The organism is Massilia jejuensis (assembly GCF_042656795.1).
GTDB lineage: Bacteria > Pseudomonadota > Gammaproteobacteria > Burkholderiales > Burkholderiaceae_D > Telluria > Telluria jejuensis.
In genome coordinates this window covers 95,118-112,039 of sequence record NZ_JBHSMS010000047.1, presented here as the reverse complement: position 1 = coordinate 112,039, position 16,922 = coordinate 95,118, and the positions used below count along the sequence as shown (strand labels likewise).

Annotated in this window: 14 protein-coding genes and 1 pseudogene; 13 read left to right on the top strand and 2 right to left on the bottom strand. The window is 69.2% G+C overall.

The window, feature by feature from the left end; genetic code table 11:
• Positions 1-138 precede the first annotated feature (138 nt).
• From ACFPOU_RS15835 to cphA, 3 genes are all read left to right on the top strand, one after another.
• Entirely contained in the window at positions 139-1,272 is a 1,134-nt protein-coding gene (locus ACFPOU_RS15835; protein ID WP_379723178.1) for a 6-phosphofructokinase, read from the top strand.
• A 114-nt stretch (positions 1,273-1,386) separates the two neighbouring features.
• Entirely contained in the window at positions 1,387-2,877 is a 1,491-nt protein-coding gene (locus tag ACFPOU_RS15830) for an iron-containing redox enzyme family protein (protein ID WP_379723175.1), read from the top strand.
• An 83-nt stretch (positions 2,878-2,960) separates the two neighbouring features.
• Positions 2,961-5,594, top strand: coding sequence for a cyanophycin synthetase (gene cphA / locus ACFPOU_RS15825; protein ID WP_379723172.1), 2,634 nt, complete (start codon positions 2,961-2,963; stop codon positions 5,592-5,594).
• A 90-nt stretch (positions 5,595-5,684) separates the two neighbouring features.
• Here cphA and ACFPOU_RS15820 read toward each other — a convergent pair whose 3' ends face one another.
• Both ACFPOU_RS15820 and ACFPOU_RS15815 read right to left on the bottom strand, forming a co-directional pair.
• Positions 5,685-6,566: a cyanophycinase gene (locus ACFPOU_RS15820; protein ID WP_379723169.1), complete on the bottom strand. Its 882-nt coding sequence runs from the start codon at positions 6,564-6,566 to the stop codon at positions 5,685-5,687.
• A gap of 250 nt (positions 6,567-6,816) precedes the next feature.
• Positions 6,817-7,272, bottom strand: coding sequence for a DUF2244 domain-containing protein (locus ACFPOU_RS15815; RefSeq protein WP_379723166.1), 456 nt, complete (start codon positions 7,270-7,272; stop codon positions 6,817-6,819).
• Positions 7,273-7,429: 157 nt separating this feature from the next.
• On the opposite strand from ACFPOU_RS15815, the gene ACFPOU_RS15810 reads away from it, so the two are divergent.
• From ACFPOU_RS15810 to ACFPOU_RS15765, 10 genes and pseudogenes are all read left to right on the top strand, one after another.
• The gene (locus ACFPOU_RS15810) at positions 7,430-8,701 is read left to right on the top strand and encodes an Hsp70 family protein (RefSeq protein WP_379723163.1); all 1,272 of its coding nucleotides are present in this window, start codon (positions 7,430-7,432) and stop codon (positions 8,699-8,701) included.
• Positions 8,702-8,725: 24 nt separating this feature from the next.
• The gene (locus ACFPOU_RS15805) at positions 8,726-9,373 is read left to right on the top strand and encodes a 3'-5' exonuclease (RefSeq protein ID WP_379723315.1); all 648 of its coding nucleotides are present in this window, start codon (positions 8,726-8,728) and stop codon (positions 9,371-9,373) included.
• A gap of 21 nt (positions 9,374-9,394) precedes the next feature.
• Entirely contained in the window at positions 9,395-9,748 is a 354-nt protein-coding gene (locus ACFPOU_RS15800) for a DUF2946 family protein (RefSeq protein ID WP_379723159.1), read from the top strand.
• 77 nt (positions 9,749-9,825) lie between these two features.
• Positions 9,826-11,232, top strand: coding sequence for a porin family protein (locus ACFPOU_RS15795; RefSeq protein WP_379723156.1), 1,407 nt, complete (start codon positions 9,826-9,828; stop codon positions 11,230-11,232).
• 23 nt (positions 11,233-11,255) lie between these two features.
• The gene (locus ACFPOU_RS15790; RefSeq protein ID WP_379723153.1) at positions 11,256-12,155 is read left to right on the top strand and encodes a metal ABC transporter substrate-binding protein; all 900 of its coding nucleotides are present in this window, start codon (positions 11,256-11,258) and stop codon (positions 12,153-12,155) included.
• Positions 12,152-12,919 (top strand): metal ABC transporter permease, encoded by a 768-nt coding sequence (locus ACFPOU_RS15785; RefSeq protein ID WP_379723150.1) that lies wholly within the window; start codon positions 12,152-12,154, stop codon positions 12,917-12,919. The genes ACFPOU_RS15790 and ACFPOU_RS15785 overlap by 4 nt, the downstream gene beginning before the upstream one ends.
• Positions 12,920-13,107: 188 nt before the next feature.
• Positions 13,108-14,040, top strand: coding sequence for an SEL1-like repeat protein (locus ACFPOU_RS15780; RefSeq protein WP_379723147.1), 933 nt, complete (start codon positions 13,108-13,110; stop codon positions 14,038-14,040).
• Between the two features lie 18 nt (positions 14,041-14,058).
• A pseudogene (locus ACFPOU_RS15775) lies at positions 14,059-14,250 on the top strand (tetratricopeptide repeat protein); the annotation flags it as partial.
• Complete coding sequence (locus tag ACFPOU_RS15770; RefSeq protein WP_379723312.1) at positions 14,227-14,499, top strand: tetratricopeptide repeat protein; 273 nt, start codon at positions 14,227-14,229, stop codon at positions 14,497-14,499. The pseudogene ACFPOU_RS15775 and the gene ACFPOU_RS15770, both read left to right, overlap by 24 nt.
• Before the next feature lie 192 nt (positions 14,500-14,691).
• Positions 14,692-16,830: a prolyl oligopeptidase family serine peptidase gene (locus ACFPOU_RS15765; protein WP_379723144.1), complete on the top strand. Its 2,139-nt coding sequence runs from the start codon at positions 14,692-14,694 to the stop codon at positions 16,828-16,830.
• Positions 16,831-16,922 lie beyond the last annotated feature (92 nt).

Here is a 16,922-nt window from a genome sequence, read left to right as displayed (position 1 = left end):
CTCGCGGGCTGCTTGCCGGGCGCGCCGCGAGAGCGTTGTCATTGAACCGCAGGCGTGCGCCGCGGCGCCGCCTGCGCCTGCATCATGGGCGCAGGGCCGGCAGCGCGGCCTCGACCGCCTTCCAGGACAGGAGCAAGCATGACAGCGCAGCACGAGCAGGCAGGCGCCATCGGCCGCATCGGCATCCTCACCGGCGGCGGTGACGCGCCCGGCCTGAACGGCGTGATCCGCGCGGTCGTGCTGGCCGCCGCGCGCCTGGGCTGGGAATGCCACGGCATCCGCGACGGCTTCAACGGCCTGCTCGCGCCCGATACCTGCGCCGGCGAGCCGGTCCGGCGCCTGCTCGAAGCGGATGTCGCCTCGATCGGGCACCTCGGCGGCACCATCCTCGGCAGTACCAACCGCGGCAATCCCTTGCGCTTTCCGACGCCCGGACCCGACGGCCAGCCCGTCGAGCAGGACCGCAGCGGCGAGGTGGTCGCGCTGTGCCGGGCGCGCGGGCTGGACGCGCTGGTGATCGTCGGCGGCGACGGTTCGATGGGGATCGCGCAAGCCCTGCATGCCCGGGGACTGCGCGTGGTCGGGGTGCCGAAAACCATCGACAACGACCTCGACCGCACCTTCTTCACCTTCGGCTTCGACACCGCCGTCGGCTTCGCCAGCGAATGCATCGACCGCCTGCACACGACGGCGCACAGCCAGCACCGGGTGATGGTGGTGGAAGTCATGGGGCGCTACGCCGGCTGGATCGCGCTGCATGCGGGAATCGCCAGCGGAGCGCACGCGATCCTGATTCCGGAAATCGCGTACCGCACCGACGCGGTGGCGGCCGCCATTGCGCGCCGCGGCGCGCGCGGCCACCGCCACGCGCTCGTCGTCGTGGCCGAAGGCGCGCAGGCGGCCGGCGGCGCGCGCGTGGTGGCGGCGGCGGCCGGGGTCGGCCGGGCCGAACGCCTCGGCGGCATCGGCGAGCGGCTCGAAGCGGAGCTGGCGGACCTGACCGGCAAGGAATGCCGCAGCGTCGTGCTCGGCCACCTGCTGCGCGGCGGCAGTCCGTCGGCCTTCGACCGGATCGTCGCCGCGCGTTTCGGCGCCGCGGCGGTGCGCGCGCTGGCGGCGGGACAGCGCGGCGTGATGGTCGCCCTGGGGCCGCAGGCGATCGAACTGGTGCCCCTGGACGCCGTCGCGGGGCGCACGCGCACGGTCCCGGTCGACGGCGACACGGTCGCCACCGCGCGGGAGCTGGGCATTTGCCTGGGCGACGCCGCGTGAAATGTCGGCTTCACGCACCAGGCGTGAGCATTTTTACAATTTTGTAAGGCTTGTCTTACATTGATGGGGCGCGCGTGCCGATGTCCCCTGCATAGCCCAGCCCGGATAATTCCCGTGATCATTCAACAAGATTGCGAACACACGCCCATGATGCCACCGCTCGTTACCGATCTACCCGATGCAGTGCAGGCGCCGCCGTACGCGGCCGGCGCGCGTACGCCTGCGAAAGACCTGTATTTCGCCCTGTACGCCGATCCGCTGCACAATGCACGCGCGGCCGACGCCTACCTGCGCGACCGGATCGCCGCCGTGCAGGACATTCCGGCCGACTTGCCGCCGACCCCGGCCCAGCTGCCGGGCTGGGTCGAAGCGCGCAGCGAGGCGGTCGGCATCCAGTACCGCGAATACCTCGCCGCGCGCAAGGGCGGGGCGCCGCGCCGCTATTTTTCCAGCAAGGCGCATGCGCTCAATTTCATCAAGGCGGTCGCGCCGACCAAGCTGGTCGACGGCTCCTGGCTGTACGGCATGCTCAAGCACTGGAACAGCCCGGACTTCCATCCGCTGATCAAGACCTATCTCGAAGAACTGGGCGAGGGCGCGCCGAGCAAGAACCACGTCACCATCTACCGCAAGCTGCTGGCCACGCATGGCATCGACAACTGGGAAAGCCTCGACGACGAGCACTTCGTGCAGGGCGCGATCCAGCTCGCGCTCGGCCAGAACGCCGAGCACTTCCTGCCCGAGGTGATCGGCTTCAATCTCGGCTACGAACAGCTGCCCCTGCACCTGCTCATCACGTCGTACGAGCTGAACGAATTCGGCATCGATCCGTATTACTTCACGCTGCATGTCACCGTCGACAACGCGGCCACCGGCCACGCCCAGAAGGCGGTCCAGGCCCTGGTCGATCTGATGCCGCGCGTGGGCGACCGCGCCGCCTTTTACCAGCGCGTGATCGACGGCTACCGCCTCAACGAACTGGGCGCGAGCACCAATTCCGTGATCGCCGGCTTCGACCTCGAGGACGAGCTGGTGCGCATCCTGGCCCACAAGAGCGTGGTCGGCAAGAACATGCATTCCGACTACTGCCGTGTCGCCGGCCGCTCGGTCAACGAATGGCTGGGCGAGCCGGGCCAGATCCCGCGCTTCCTGGCGGCGATGGAAGCGGCCGGCTGGATCAAGCGCGGCGAAGAAGTCGAGCACAGCCGCTTCTGGCGCCTGATCGAAGGCGAGCGCGCCGAGATGTTCGGCGTCTTTTCCGCCTACGAGCAGCAGGTGCTGCGCGACTGGATCGTCAGTGTGCCCGGTAGCAATGTAAAACCGGAACGGGTACTGACCCATCGCGCGCGCCAGCGCACGCTCGACAACCTCGGCCAGCATGCCGAGCGCAGCGGGAGCTTCCCCGAGCGCGGCCTGATCCGGCGCCGCGCCGCGCACGACAGCGGCAGCGAGAACGAACTCGCGCTGCTCGAACAGCGCGTCGCGGGCGCGGCCGGCAAGGCCGAGGCGATGGCCCTGCTGGTCGAGCTGATGGCGCCCAGCCGGCACCACGGCGCCGCCGGCCTGATGGCCACCCGCATGTACACCCAGCTGCTCGACATCTGACGCGCGGGCAGGCTTCACACGGCCGGCGCCGCCTGGCGGCCTGGCCGGCGACCCATCAAAATTCGAACGACAGGGACTTTCTCGTGTATATCCTCGAACAACGATTCCTGCGCGGCCCCAACGTCCACGCGGATACCCCCTGCCTGCTCAGCGTGATCGATCTGGAAGACCTGTACGGCATCTCCTCGAAAGACATCCCCGGCTTCAACGACGCGCTGCTCGCCGCCTTGCCCTCGCTGCACGGCCAGCTCCTGCCGCTCGGCCGCGACGGCGGCTTCGCCCAGCGCCTGCGCGCCGGCACCTACCTGGCGCGCGTGGTCGAACACGTCACGCTCGCGCTGCAGTCGGTGGCCGGTCCGGCGGTCGGCTATGGCCGCACGCGGCCCGCGGCCGGGCGTCCCGGCCAGTACCGCGTCGTCGTCCAGTACGCGATCGAGAAGCTGGCCGAGCCGAGCTTCCAGCTGGCCGTCGACGTCGTCACGGCGATGGCCAGCGGCGCCGGCTTCGACCTGGCGCCGCGGCTGCAGGAGCTGCGCGCGCTCGGCGCGCGCTACGCCGTCGGCACCAGCACCGCGGCCGTGCTGGCCGCCGCCCACGAACGCGGCATCCCGACCCACCGCATCACCGACGAGGCGAACCTGTTCCAGCTCGGCTGGGGTTCGAAACAGAAACGCCTGCAGGCCACCACCACGAGCGACACCAGCTATGTCGCCGTGAAGATCGCCAGCGACAAGCAGTTGACCAAGGCGCTCCTGATGGAAGCGGGCGTGCCGGTGCCGGAAGGCGGCACCGCCGCCACGCTCGAGGAAGCCCAGCGCATCGCGCGCCGCCTGCGCGTGCCGGTCACCCTGAAGCCGCTCGACGGCAACCAGGGCAAGGGCGTCACCACCAGGTGCGCGACGCCCGAGGAAGTGGCTACCGCCTTCGACTTCGCGCGCCAGTACGGGCGCCGCATCATCGTCGAGCGTTTCGTCGAAGGGCGCGACTACCGCGTGCTCGTGGCCGGCGGCCGGATCGCCGCCGCCTCGTTCCGCCGACCGGCGCACGTGGTGGGCGACGGCGTCTCGACGATCGCCGAGCTGGTCGAGATCGAAAACCAGAATCCGGCGCGCGGCGCGGGCCACAGCAACGTGCTCACGCGCCTGGCGCTCGACGCCCACGCCGAAGACATGCTGCGCCGCCAGGGCTATTCGCCCGACGCCGTGCCGGGCCCGGGCGTCTGCGTCGAACTGCGCAGCAACGCCAACTTGTCTACCGGCGGCACCGCCGAAGACTGCACCGACCTGCTGCCCGAGAGCACGCGCGCCCTGTGCGTACGCGCCGCCTGCAAGATCGGCCTGGACGTGGCCGGCATCGACATCGTCTGCCGGGACATCACGGTTCCCCTCGACGAGCAGGGCGGCGCCGTCATCGAGGTGAACGCCGCGCCGGGCATCCGCATGCACCAGCACCCGAGCGCCGGCAAGCCGCGCGACGCCGGCGATGCCATCGTCGACGGCCTGATGGGCCCGTCGAACGGGCGCATCCCGGTGGTGGCGGTGACCGGCACCAACGGCAAGACCACGACCACCCTGATGATCGCGCACGCGGCGCGCGTGGCCGGCCTGGGGACGGGGGTGACCACCACCGAAGGCGTGTTCGTCAACGGCAAGCGCCTGGTCAAGGGCGACTGCACCGGCTACTGGTCGGCGCGCACCGTCCTGTCGGCACCGGACGTCGATTTCGCGGTGCTGGAAACGGCGCGCGGCGGCATCCTCAAGCGCGGCCTGGGGTTCGACCAGTGCGACGTCGGCGTGGTGCTGAACGTGGCGGCCGATCACCTCGGCCTCGACGGCGTCGACACCATCGAGGACCTGGCGCAGGTCAAGGCGGTGGTCGCCTCGTCGGCCGCGAAAGCACTGGTGCTCAACGCGGAAGACGCGCTCTGCGTGGCCATGAGGCGGCGCGCGCGGCCGGACGCCGAGATCGTTTTCTTCTCGATGGACGCCGAAAGCCCGGTCCTGCTGCAGCATCTGGAAGACGGCGGACGCGGCACCTACCTGCAGGACAATGCGATCGTGATCGCCGACGGCACGCTGCAGCAGGAACTGATGCGGGTGGAAGCGATGCCATCCTCGATCGGCGGGCGCGCGCGCTACAACATCGCCAATGCCCTGGCGGCCAGCGCGGCGCTGATGGCATCGGGCTTTTCGAACCTGCAGATAGCGGACGGCCTGTCGAGCTTCGTCTCCGACGGCAAGACCAATCCGCTGCGCACCAACGTGTTCGACGTGCGCGGCGTGACCGTCGTCGTCGACTACGCCCACAATCCGGCCGCCTACGCCGCGCTGGCCGAGATGGCGCGCGCGCTGCTGCCGGGCCATCTGGTGGGCATCGTCACCGCGCCCGGCGACCGCCGCGACAGCGACCTGCTGCAGGTCGGGGAAGTCTGCGGCGAGGGTTTCGACGAGCTGGTGGTGTACGAGTCGCAAAGCCGCGGCCGGGCGCCGGGCGGCGCGGTGGACCTGATCATCGAGGGCATCGAGAAGGTGGTGGGGCCTTCCGATACGATCCACCGCGAACTCGAGGTGCAGCAGGCGATCCGCCTCGGGCTGTCGCTGTGCCGGGCCGGGGATGTGCTGGTGTTCGCCTGCGGCTCGTCCCTGCAGACCTTCATCGATGCACTGCGCCTGGACGATCCCGAAAGCGCGGACAGAATCGCGTCGCAGGGCGCGTGAGCCCCTCGCGCCCGGCATGACGGGCGGCATGGGGCGCGCAGTCGTGGGCGTGGTCGACGCGTGGCGGCCAGGTTCGCCTCGCGGGCGGCGTCATGACAGCGGGTTCCGTTTCGTGACGTTCTCCAGGAAATCGCGCAGCGAGGGCGACATCGGCTTTGCCGGTTCGCCGTCTTCGGGCAGGTAGTAGCGGCTGCCGGCGGGCAGCAGGTGCAGGCGCACGTCGATCAGTTCGGGCGTGGCGCGCTCGGCGATGTCGGCCATGTTGGTATCCATCGTGCGGCCGTCGATCACGGTCACCGAGCCTTCGCCCAGCACTTCGATGCCGCGCCCGCGTTCGATCACGAGGGCGGTGTCCTCGTCGATGCCGATGCCTAGCAAATAGGGGTTCTGCGCCACCACCGAGAGCAGGCGCGCGAGGCGCTGGCGCTCCGAGAAATGCTGGTCGATGACGACGCGGTGCACGAAGCCGAGGCCGGCGGCAAGGCTGACCGCGCCCTTTTCGGGAAGCAGGTCGGTGCGGCCCTGGGCCAGCATGTGGCCCGACATGGCCGAGGCGCCGGCGCTGGTGCCGGCGATGCAGGCGCCGCGCACCTTGAGGGCGGCATGCATCGCGGCGTCCAGGGCGGTGCCGCCGACGATGGCGAGCAGGCGCTTCTGGTCGCCGCCGGTCATGAAGATGCCGTCGGCCTCGGCCACCATGCGCACCTTCTCTTCGTCGTTCGCATCCTGGCGGTTTTCCAGCACCAGGTGGGCGTGGCGGGTGACGCCCAGGTCGGCGAAGGCCTGCTCATAGATGCTCCACATCTGGTCGGCGACCCTGCTGGCGGCGGTGATGACAACGATGCTGGACTGGACGCCGCCGGCCAGTTCCACGAAACGGGTCAGGATTTCCTTGCGGTGCTGGCGGTCTTCGTGGCCGCCGATGATGACGAGGTGGCCGTGCCGGGCGCGCCGCTGCGGTTCTGTTTTCATGTCATGCGGTGGCGGTGGACATGCGCGCATCGCCGCCGTGGACGGCGATGGCTGGTTCCTGTTGCTTGCTGCGCATGGCTGGCTTCCTTTTTGTGGTTGGCTCCGCGCTTGTGACGCTTGGCATATTCGATCGAGAATTATGCAAAACCGGATCGGGCATACCTATCGGTACCCCAGCCGTGCGCATGTAAGAAGAAACTTACAAAGAAGGCAAGCTTGCGGCGCCGGGGCCCCCGCGTACCGGCCCGGTTCAGCGCAGGCGCCGTGGGTGGCTGCGGATGGCGCGCGCCAGTTCCTGCGCCACTTGCTGGCGGATCGGTTCGGATACATAGCTGCCGATCTCGAGGCAGGTGGCCGGCGACTCGAGCCGGATCAGTTTGTGCACGCGCGCCTGCGGAGGGGCGATCCGGGTGCGGGCGGGATCGAGCTGGAACCGGCTCCGGCGCCCGGCATCGATGCGCTCGACGACCAGGGCCTGCTCGGTGAGGGCGATCCGTTCCACGTCGAGCGCGTGGCGGGCGTAGTGCAGCAGCGCCCAGCCGACCGCCGCCATTTCGACGAACGCGAACGCCAGCACGACCCAGACGCCCTGCAACAGGAAGAGGAGGGCGATGCCGAACGACCCGGTACACAGCAGCAGATAGACGGCGGCCGACTGGCGCGGCGTCAGCGAGCAATTGCGCTTGAGGATCCAGGTATGGGCCATGCTGCATTATAGGAGGGCGCCGCTTCCGATGCCGCCGGCATTGCGCGCGGCCTTGCGCGTGACCGGCACGCAACGGGCTGGCCAGGCACTTCGCCAAGGAAGCTGTTTTCTGTTAAGATTTCGCCCCTTCAAAACGCGTCCCTCCAAAAAGGCAGACATGACGAACGCTTGCGGCGTCGACTTCGGTACGTCGAACTCCACTGTTGGCTGGATCAAGCCAGGGCCGGGCCGGGCGGCGGAGGGCGCGCGCGCCTTGCTGGCGCTCGAGGATGGCAAGGCCACGCTGCCCTCGGTGGTGTTCTTCAATGCCGACGACGACGAGGTGCGCTACGGACGCGCGGCCCTGGCCGATTACCTGGCCGGCTACGACGGCCGCCTGATGCGCTCGCTGAAAAGCCTGCTCGGGACGAGCCTGATGGATGGCCAGACCGAGGTCGGCGGCCGGGCGCTGCCGTTCCGGCTGCTGCTGGCCCAGTTCATCGGCGAGGTCAAGCGGCGCGCCGAAAGCCAGGCCGGCGAGGCCTTCCACCATGCCGTCTTCGGGCGGCCCGTGTTTTTCGTCGACGACGATCCGGCTGCCGACCAGCTGGCCGAGCATACGCTGCTCGAGATCGCGCGCAGCGTGGGCTTCCGCGAGATCGCCTTCCAGTACGAGCCGATCGCCGCCGCCTTCGACTACGAATCCCGGATCGAGCGCGAGGAACTGGTCCTGATCGCCGATATCGGCGGCGGGACCTCCGACTTCTCGCTGGTGCGCCTGGGACCGGAGCGCGCCGCCAAGCCCGAACGGCGCGACGATATCCTTGCCACCGGCGGCGTGCATGTCGGCGGCACCGACTTCGACAAGTACCTGAGCCTGTCCGCGGTGATGCCGCTGCTGGGCTACAAGAGCGCGCTGCGTTCGGGCGCCGAGATCCCGTCGAGCTATTATTTCAACCTGGCGACCTGGCACACGATCAACCAGGCCTATACGCGAAAGAGCATCGCCCAGCTCGACGACCTGGTGCGCGACGCGCGCGAGCCGGCCAGGCTGGCGCGCCTGCAGCAGCTGATCGCCGATCGCGCCGGCCACTGGCTGGCGATGCAGGTCGAGGGCGCCAAGATCGCGCTGTCGGACCGCGCGCAGGTCGCGCTCGAACTGGAGCGCCTGGCGCCGCCGGAAACCCTGATGGTCGAACGCGCCGGCTTCGAGGCGGCCATCGGCACGCTGCTCGACGCGATCGACGGCACGGTGCTGCGCCTGCTGGCCGACGCGGGGGTGGAAGCCGGCGCGGTCGACACCGTCTTCTTCACCGGCGGTTCGAGCGGCGTGGGCTTGCTGCGCGAGCGCGTCGGCGCCCTGGTGCCGGATGCGCGCAAGGTCGAGGGCGATCTCTTCGGCAGCATCGGCGCCGGCCTGGCGCTGGACGCCCTGCGCAAATTCGGTTAAAAGGATTGCATGTCCCCGAATCACATGTCCCCCTTCGAACGCCCCATCGTGATGCTCGACTTCGAGACCACCGGACTCTCGCCCGCCATGGGCGACCGCATCACCGAGGTGGCCGCCCTGCGCATCGTCGGCGGACAGGTTACCGAACGCTATGTCTCGCTGGTGAACTGCGGCGCGCGCATTCCCGGCTTCATCACGCAGCTGACGGGCATCACGCAGGAGATGGTCGACTCGGCCCCGTCGGTGCGCAAGGTCGTGCCCGAGCTGCTCGACTTCATCGGCAGCGATACGCTGTCGGCCCACAATGCCAGTTTCGACGAGAAATTCCTGGCCGCCGAGAGCGAACGCCTGGGACGCGCCTGCGGCCACGTCGGCCTGGTCTGTTCGCTGAAACTGTCGCGCCGCATGTTCCCCGGCATGCCCAGCTACAAGCTGGGGACGCTCTCGCGCCAGCTCGGCATCGCCTTTCGCAGCGCGGCCCACCGGGCCGAGGCCGATGCCGAGGTCGCGGCCGAAGTGCTGATCCATATCGGGCGCCACATCGGCGCGTCCTACGGCTTGCAGCTGGTCGGGCCGGAGCTGCTGGTGTCGATCAACAAGCTGGCGGCGGCCAAGGTCCCGACCTGGCTGGGTAAATACGCTTCGGAAAAAAACGCAGCACTATCGCCCTGATCGCATTACAATGCCGCCATCATGATGCGTCGTTGTCTCGTCCACGTCCTGCTCTCGCTGGTCCTGCTGGCTTCCCAGCAGATGGCGTTCGCGCATGCGATGTCGCACTGGACCGTCAAGCTCGGCTCGAACAAGGCCGCCGCTTCCCTGGTCCAGGGCGACCCCGATCGCGATCCGGCGCGCGCGGTCGCACGGGACCAGGGATGCGGCCAGTGTCTTGCCTTCGCCCAGGTGGCGTCCGCCATCGGCAGCGGCACGCGCCACTTCTTCCCGCTCGACCTGCGGACCGAACGCGTCGCCGCCCTGGCCGGCAGCGCCCTGGCGCCGCGTACCGTCCGCCTCTTCGATTCGCGCGCGCCGCCTTCCTTCGTCTAGCGCCCCCGTCTTGCCCATGGCCTTCCTGCACCTTGCCGGAAGCTGCCCGTCATTCTCTATTCGATCGAAAGAACAGCATGCTGAAACAGTCCGGCCTTTCGCTGGCGCTCGCCGCCGCATTCTCGCTGCCCCTGTCCGCCGCCGCCGACACCCCTGAACTGGCCGCGATCCGCGCCCAGGTCGCGGAGATGAAACAGTCCTACGAAGCCCGCCTGCAAGCGCTGGAACGGCGCCTGCAGGACGCGCAGGCCGCCGCGGCTGCCGCGCAGAACGCGGCCGTCGGCGCGCAGCAGGCCGCCGCCGCGGCCCCGGCCACGCCGGCGCCAGCGGCAATGGCAGCTGCGCCGGGCGCGCGCGTGGCGCAGCCCGACAACAGCTTCAATCCGAGCATCTCGCTGGTCCTGGGCGGCACCTTCGCCGACCTCCAGCGCGATCCCGGCACCTACCGCTTCGGCGGCTTCATCCCGCCCGACGGCGAGATCGGTCCGGGCAGCCGCAGCTTCAACCTGGGCGAGTCGGAACTGACGATGACGGCCAACATCGACCCGATGTTCGCCGGCCAGCTGACCTTCGCGCTCACGGCCGAGAACGAAGCCGAAGTCGAGGAAGCGTTCGTCCGTACCCGCGCCCTCGGCGGCGGCATGAACCTCAAGGCGGGCCGCTTCCTGTCAAGCGTCGGCTACCTGAACGGCCAGCACAGCCACACCTGGGATTTCGTCGACGCGCCGCTGGCCTACCAGGCCTTCCTCGGCGGCCAGTACCGGCCGGACGGCATCCAGGCGCGCTGGCTGGCGCCCCTGGACACCTTCCTCGAGATGGGCGCGGAACTGGGCAGCGGCCGCAGCTTCCCGGGCAACGACCGCAACAAGAACGGCTTCAATGCCACCAGCCTGTTCGCGCACGCCGGTGACGACATCGGCGACTCGAGCAGCTGGCGCGCCGGCGTGTCCTGGCTGCGCACGCGCGCCGCGGGACGCGAATACGAAGACGGCGGCGTGCCGAACGTGTTCGACGGCCGCAGCACGATCTGGCTGGCGGACGCCGTCTATAAATGGGCGCCGAACGGGAATCCGACCCAGACCAACTTCAAGCTGCAGGGCGAATACATGCGGCGCAAGGAAAGCGGCACCCTGGCCTCCGGCGAGCTGGCCGACGCCTATGCCAGCACCCAGTCCGGCTGGTACCTGCAGGGCGTCTATCAATTCATGCCGAACTGGCGCGTCGGCCTGCGCCACGACCGCCTGGCCTCGAACAGTCCCTTCATCGGCCTGGTCGACAGCGGCGCGCTGCCGGCCGACGCCTTCCCGGCGCTGGCCGGCTACAAGCCGAAGCGCTCCAGCGTGATGCTCGACTGGAGCCCGTCCGAGTTCTCGCGCCTGCGCCTGCAGTTCGCGCGCGACGAGGCGCGTCCCGGCCAGCCGGACAACCAGGTGTTCCTGCAATACATCATGAGCCTGGGCACCCACGCCGGCCACACGTTCTGAGGCACGCCATGCGAACCTTTCGAATGAGACTCATAACCGGCTGCGCACTGGCACTGGCGGCCGTGCTGGCCCCGGCGCAGGCGGCGGTCAACGTGCTGGCCTGCGAACCGGAATGGGCGGCGCTGACCCAGGAAATCGCCGGCGACAAGGCCAGGGTATCGAGCGCGACGAATGCCTTGCAGGACCCGCACCGGGTGGAAGCGCGGCCGGGCCTGATCGCCCGTACGCGCAACGCCGACCTGCTGGTCTGCACCGGCCTGGACCTGGAAGCGGGCTGGCTGCCGCTGCTGATCCAGCAGTCGGGCAACCCGAAAATCGCGCGCGGTCAGCCGGGATTCTTCGAGGCGGGCAGCTTCGTTCCCCGTCTCGACATCCCGGCCAGGCTCGATCGCGCCGAAGGCGACGTGCATGCCTACGGCAACCCGCACGTGCACCTGAACCCGCACAACATCGCCCTGATCAGCGCCCAGCTGGCCAAGCGCCTGGCCGCCATCGATCCGGCCAACGCCGCCCACTACGGCGCGCGCCAGGCCGATTTCGCCGGCCGCTGGTCGCAGGCGATCCGCAAGTGGGAAGCGCAGGCGGCGCCGCTGCGCGACGCCACCGTCGTCGAACACCACCGCAACATGGGGTACCTGCTCGGCTGGCTCGGCATGCGCCAGGTCGGCACGCTGGAACCGAAACCCGGCGTCGAGCCGAGCGCGGCCCAGCTCGGCCAGTTGCTGGCGCAGTTGCAGCGCGAACCGGCCAGGATGGTGCTGCGCGCGGCCTACCAGGACGGGCGCGCCTCGCAGTGGCTGGCGCAGCGCGCGCGCATTCCGGCCGTCGTGATTCCCTACACGGTCGGCGCCGACGCCGGCAGCGGCAACCTGTTCGCCCTGTTCGACACCACCGTGGCGCGCCTGACGGAAGCGCTCAAGTGAGCGCGGACGGCATCGACCTGATGATCGTGTTGCCGGCGTTCGCCGCCGGACTGCTGGTGCTGGCCACCCACATCCCGCTCGGTGCCCAGGTGCTGCGGCGCGGGATCGTGTTCATCGACCTGGCGATCGCCCAGATCGCCGCGCTCGGCGTGATCGCCGCCGGCTCGCTCGACTTCGACCCGCACGGCTGGACCGTGCAGGTGGCGGCGGGCGTGGCGGCCGTGCTCGGTGCCCTGCTGCTGACCTGGACCGAAAAGCGCTGGCCCGACGTGCAGGAAGCGCAGATCGGCGTGCTGTTCGTGCTGGCGGCCACGGCGGGCCTGCTGCTGCTGGCTCACAACCCGCACGGCGGCGAGCACATGCAGGACCTGCTCGCAGGCCAGATCCTGTGGGTCAGTTACGACCAGCTCATCCTGCCGGCGATCGGGGCGGTGCCGATCCTGGCCGTGCTGGCGGCCTTTCACAACAGCCTCGGGCGGCTCGGCTTCTATCTCGTGTTCGCGCTGGCCGTGACCGCCTCGGTGCAGCTGGTCGGCGTGTACCTGGTGTTCGCGACCCTGATCGTGCCGAGCCTCGCGGTGCGCCATTACCCGGAGCGGCGCAGGCTGCCGATCGCCTACCTGGTCGGCATCGCCGGCTTTGCCGCGGGCCTGGTGCTGTCGGTGCTGATCGACCTGCCGTCGGGCGCGCTGATCGTGTGGTGCCTGGCGCTGCTGGCGATGCTCGTGCATGCCCTGGGCCCGGACCGGCCGGTGCCGTCCTGAGCTTCGCATGCCTCGTCCACGGACCCGCCGCGCTCGCGCCCGGCGGGTTTTTTTCATGGACGCGGGCCGGCACGATTGTGCACGGTCAAACCCGTTGCGGGTCACCGTCGTTAAAATTTTGTTAATACTTATGAGGCCGCCTGACACGAACGGGCGCCGAACGAACGCGTTCCATACCGGGGATCAGCATGAACCACCAGAAGCTCCAGAACGAGAGCCACCAGGCCTATCTGTGGTTCCGCGACGCCGCCGAGCGCGGCAATGCCTACGCCCAGTTCAACCTCGGCATGATGTACAAGAAGGGCAACGGCGTGGAGCGCGACGACGCCTGCGCCGTGCACTGGCTGCGCCTGGCGGCCGGGCAGGGACTGGCCTTCGCCCAGAACCACCTGGGCGCCATGTACTACCACGGGCGCGGCGTCGAACGCTGCGACCACGAGGCGGCGCGCTGGTTTCGCCGCGCCGCCGAGCAGGGCGATGCCTCGGCCCAGCAAAACCTGGGCCACATGTGCCGCCAGGGACGCGGCATGGCCGTCGACCCCGAGCGCGCGCTGGCCTGGTATTACCGGGCGGCCGAGCAGGGCATGGCGGGCGCCCAGAACCAGCTCGGCGAATGCTACCTGAACGGCGTGGGCGCGGCCGTCAACCATCCGCTCGCGATGGCCTGGTTCCGCAAGGCGGCCCTGCAGGGCGAGGCCGCCGCCCAGTTGAACCTGGGCCTGATGTACCAGGCCGGGCAGGGCGTGGACGCGAGCGCCAGCCAGGCGCTGTACTGGTTCCGCAAGGCGGCGGCGGCCGGGGAGCGCGGCGCCCAGCGCGAGCTCGGCATCGCCTACGCCGAGGGCAAGGGGGTGCGGCTCGACGCGCGCCGCGCCTGCGCCTGGCTGCAGCGGGCGGCCGAACACGGCGACTGCGAAGCCCAGTTCCGCCTCGCCACCATGTACGTGAACGGGCGCGGCGTCGAGCGCGACGAGGCGCGCGCCCTCCAGTGGTACACGCGCGCGGCCGGCGGCGGGCACATGGCGGCCCAGTACAACCTGGCCAACATGTACGCGCACGGCCGCGGTACGGCGCGCGACCCGGCGCGCGCCTTCGACTGGTACCGGCGGGCCGCCGAGTAGGGCGCGCCCAACGCCCAGTTCAACCTCGGCGTCATCTACGCCGGTGGGCAGGGCGTCGAGAAGGACGAGGCGCGCGCCGCCTACTGGTATCGCCTGGCGGCAGAGCAGGGCGATGCCAGCGCGCAGAACAACCTGGGCGTGATGTACGCCAGCGGCCAGGGCGTGCCGCAGGACGACCGGGAGGCCGTGCGCTGGTACGAGCAGGCCGCCGAGCAGGGCCACGCCCTGGCCCAGTACAACCTGGGCGGCATGTACGGCAGCGGCCTCGGGGTGGCGCGCGATCCGGTGCGCGCCTATATGTGGATGCTGCTGGCGGCCGAGGCTGGCGACAGCGCCGCCAACGTCAACAAGACCATCGTCGCGCGCCGCCTGAGTCCCTCCGAGATCGGCTGGGCGATCGACCAGTCCCACAAGTGGCAGCTGAGCCACCGCGCGCTGCTGGCGCGGCGGCCGGCCTGAGCCCCGCCGGGAACCCAATGCGTTTCTGGCTGCCAGAACCAGCGCGATGCTGCGTTGGCTCCACCGCGCTCGCGGGCCTTGCAGTGCTCGCACTGCGGCGCACTCGCCGCCTTTCGTCCATATCGCTTCCTGCCGGGTTGTGCGCTATGATTCCCCTCGGCACATTTCGCCTTTCACCGTTCCGAAAAGAATATGCACATGAGACATGCAACGATTGCCGTCGCCCTGATGACGGTCTTTGGCGCCGCGCACGCCGCCGAACCGGCGCGCTGCGTGGCGGACTCGGCGCTGACCTATCCGGTCACCGCCAAGGTCGCGCACACCGACAATTACCACGGCACCACGATCGCCGACCCCTACCGCTGGCTGGAAGACGCGAACAGCGCCCAGACCAAGACCTGGGTCGACGCCCAGAACGCGGTCACGCAGGGCTACCTCGGCCAGATCCCGCAGCGCCGGGCGATCCGCGAGCGCCTGACCAGGCTGTGGAACTACGAGCGCTACTCGGTGCCGTCGAAGGAAGGCGGCCGCTATTTCTACAGCCGCAACGACGGCTTGCAGAACCAGTCGGTGCTCTACACGATGAAGTCCCTGGCCGACACCCCGCGCATGCTGCTCGACCCGAACACGCTGGCGGCCGACGGCACGGTTGCCCTGGCCGGCGTCGAGATCAGCCCGGACGGCAAGCTGATGGCCTACGGCACCGCCGCGTCGGGCTCGGACTGGAACGAGTGGAAGGTGCGCGACATCGAGACCGGCAAGGATCTCGAAGACCACATCAAGTGGGTCAAGTTCTCGCAGACCGCCTGGACCAAGGACGGGAAGGGCTTCTTCTACAGCCGCTACGACGAGCCGGCGGAAGCGGCCAAGCTGGCCGGCATCAACTACTTCCAGAAACTGTATTATCACAAGATCGGCACCCCGCAAAGCGCGGACGTCCTGGTCTACGACCGTCCGGACGAAAAGGAGTGGGGCTTCCGCGCCCAGACCACCGACGACGGCAACTACCTGTTGATCACGGCCACCAAGGGCACGGCCCACAAGTACCGAGTCTTCATCAAGGACTTGCGCACACCCGATTCGAAGGTCGTGCCGCTGGTCGACAATTTCGAGGCTGCCTACGACTTCATCGACAACGTCGGATCGACCTTCTACTTCAGCACCGACCGCAAGGCCCCGCGCCAGCGGATCGTCGCCATCGACGTCAACCGGCCGGATGAGCGCAACTGGAAGCAGGTCGTCGCCGAGTCCAGCGAGACGCTCGCGAATGCCCACATCGTCGGCAACCGCCTGGTCCTCGAATACCTGAAGGATGCGCGCAGCGTCGTGCGCGTCAACGACCTGAACGGCAAGCCGCTGCGCGAGATCGCCCTGCCGGGCATCGGTTCGGTGTCGGGCTTCACCGGCAAGCGCGGCGACTCGGAGACCTTCTTCTCCTTCACCGGCTTCACCACCCCGACCACGATCTACCGCATGGACATGAAGAGCGGCAAGACCAGCATTTTCCGCCAGCCGAAGGTCGACTTCGACCCGAACGCCTATGAAACGCGCCAGCAGTTCTTCACCAGCCGCGACGGCACCCGGGTGCCGATGTTCATCGTCTCGAAGAAGGGCCTGAAACTCGACGGCAACAACCCGACCTACCTCTACGGCTACGGTGGCTTCAATATCTCGATGACCCCGGGCTTCTCGCCGGCCAACCTGGCGTGGATGGAAATGGGCGGCGTCTACGTGGTGGCCAACCTGCGTGGCGGCGGCGAGTATGGCGAGGCCTGGCACCAGGCCGGCACCAAGCTGCAAAAGCAGAACGTGTTCGACGACTTCATCGGCGCGGCCGAATGGCTGGTGGCGAACAAGGTGACCTCGCCGGCGAAACTGGCGATCGGCGGCGGCAGCAATGGCGGCCTGCTGGTGGGCGCGGCGATGACCCAGAGGCCGGACCTGTTCGGGGCGGCGATCCCGATGGTGGGCGTATTGGACATGCTGCGCTTCCACAAGTTCACGATCGGCTGGGCCTGGACCTCGGACTACGGTTCGGCCGACAATGCCGACGAGTTCAAGGCCCTGGTCAAGTATTCGCCGCTGCATAACCTCAAGTCCGGGACCGCCTATCCGGCGACCATGGTCACCACGGCCGACCACGACGACCGCGTCGTCCCCGCGCACAGTTTCAAGTTCGCCGCGGCGGCCCAGGCAGCGCAAGCCGGCTGCAACCCGGTCCTGATCCGCATCGACACCAAGGCCGGCCATGGCGCGGGCAAGCCGACCGCCAAGCAGATCGAGGAAGTGGCGGACCGCTGGGGCTTCCTGAGCAAGGCCCTGAGGATGTAACTGCGCGCAGGCGCCGGCCGCCTGCACGGGGCCGGCGCCGCCGCGACGGGCCGCCGCCCCGGCGGCCCGCCACCTTCGACCGGAGATGCGCC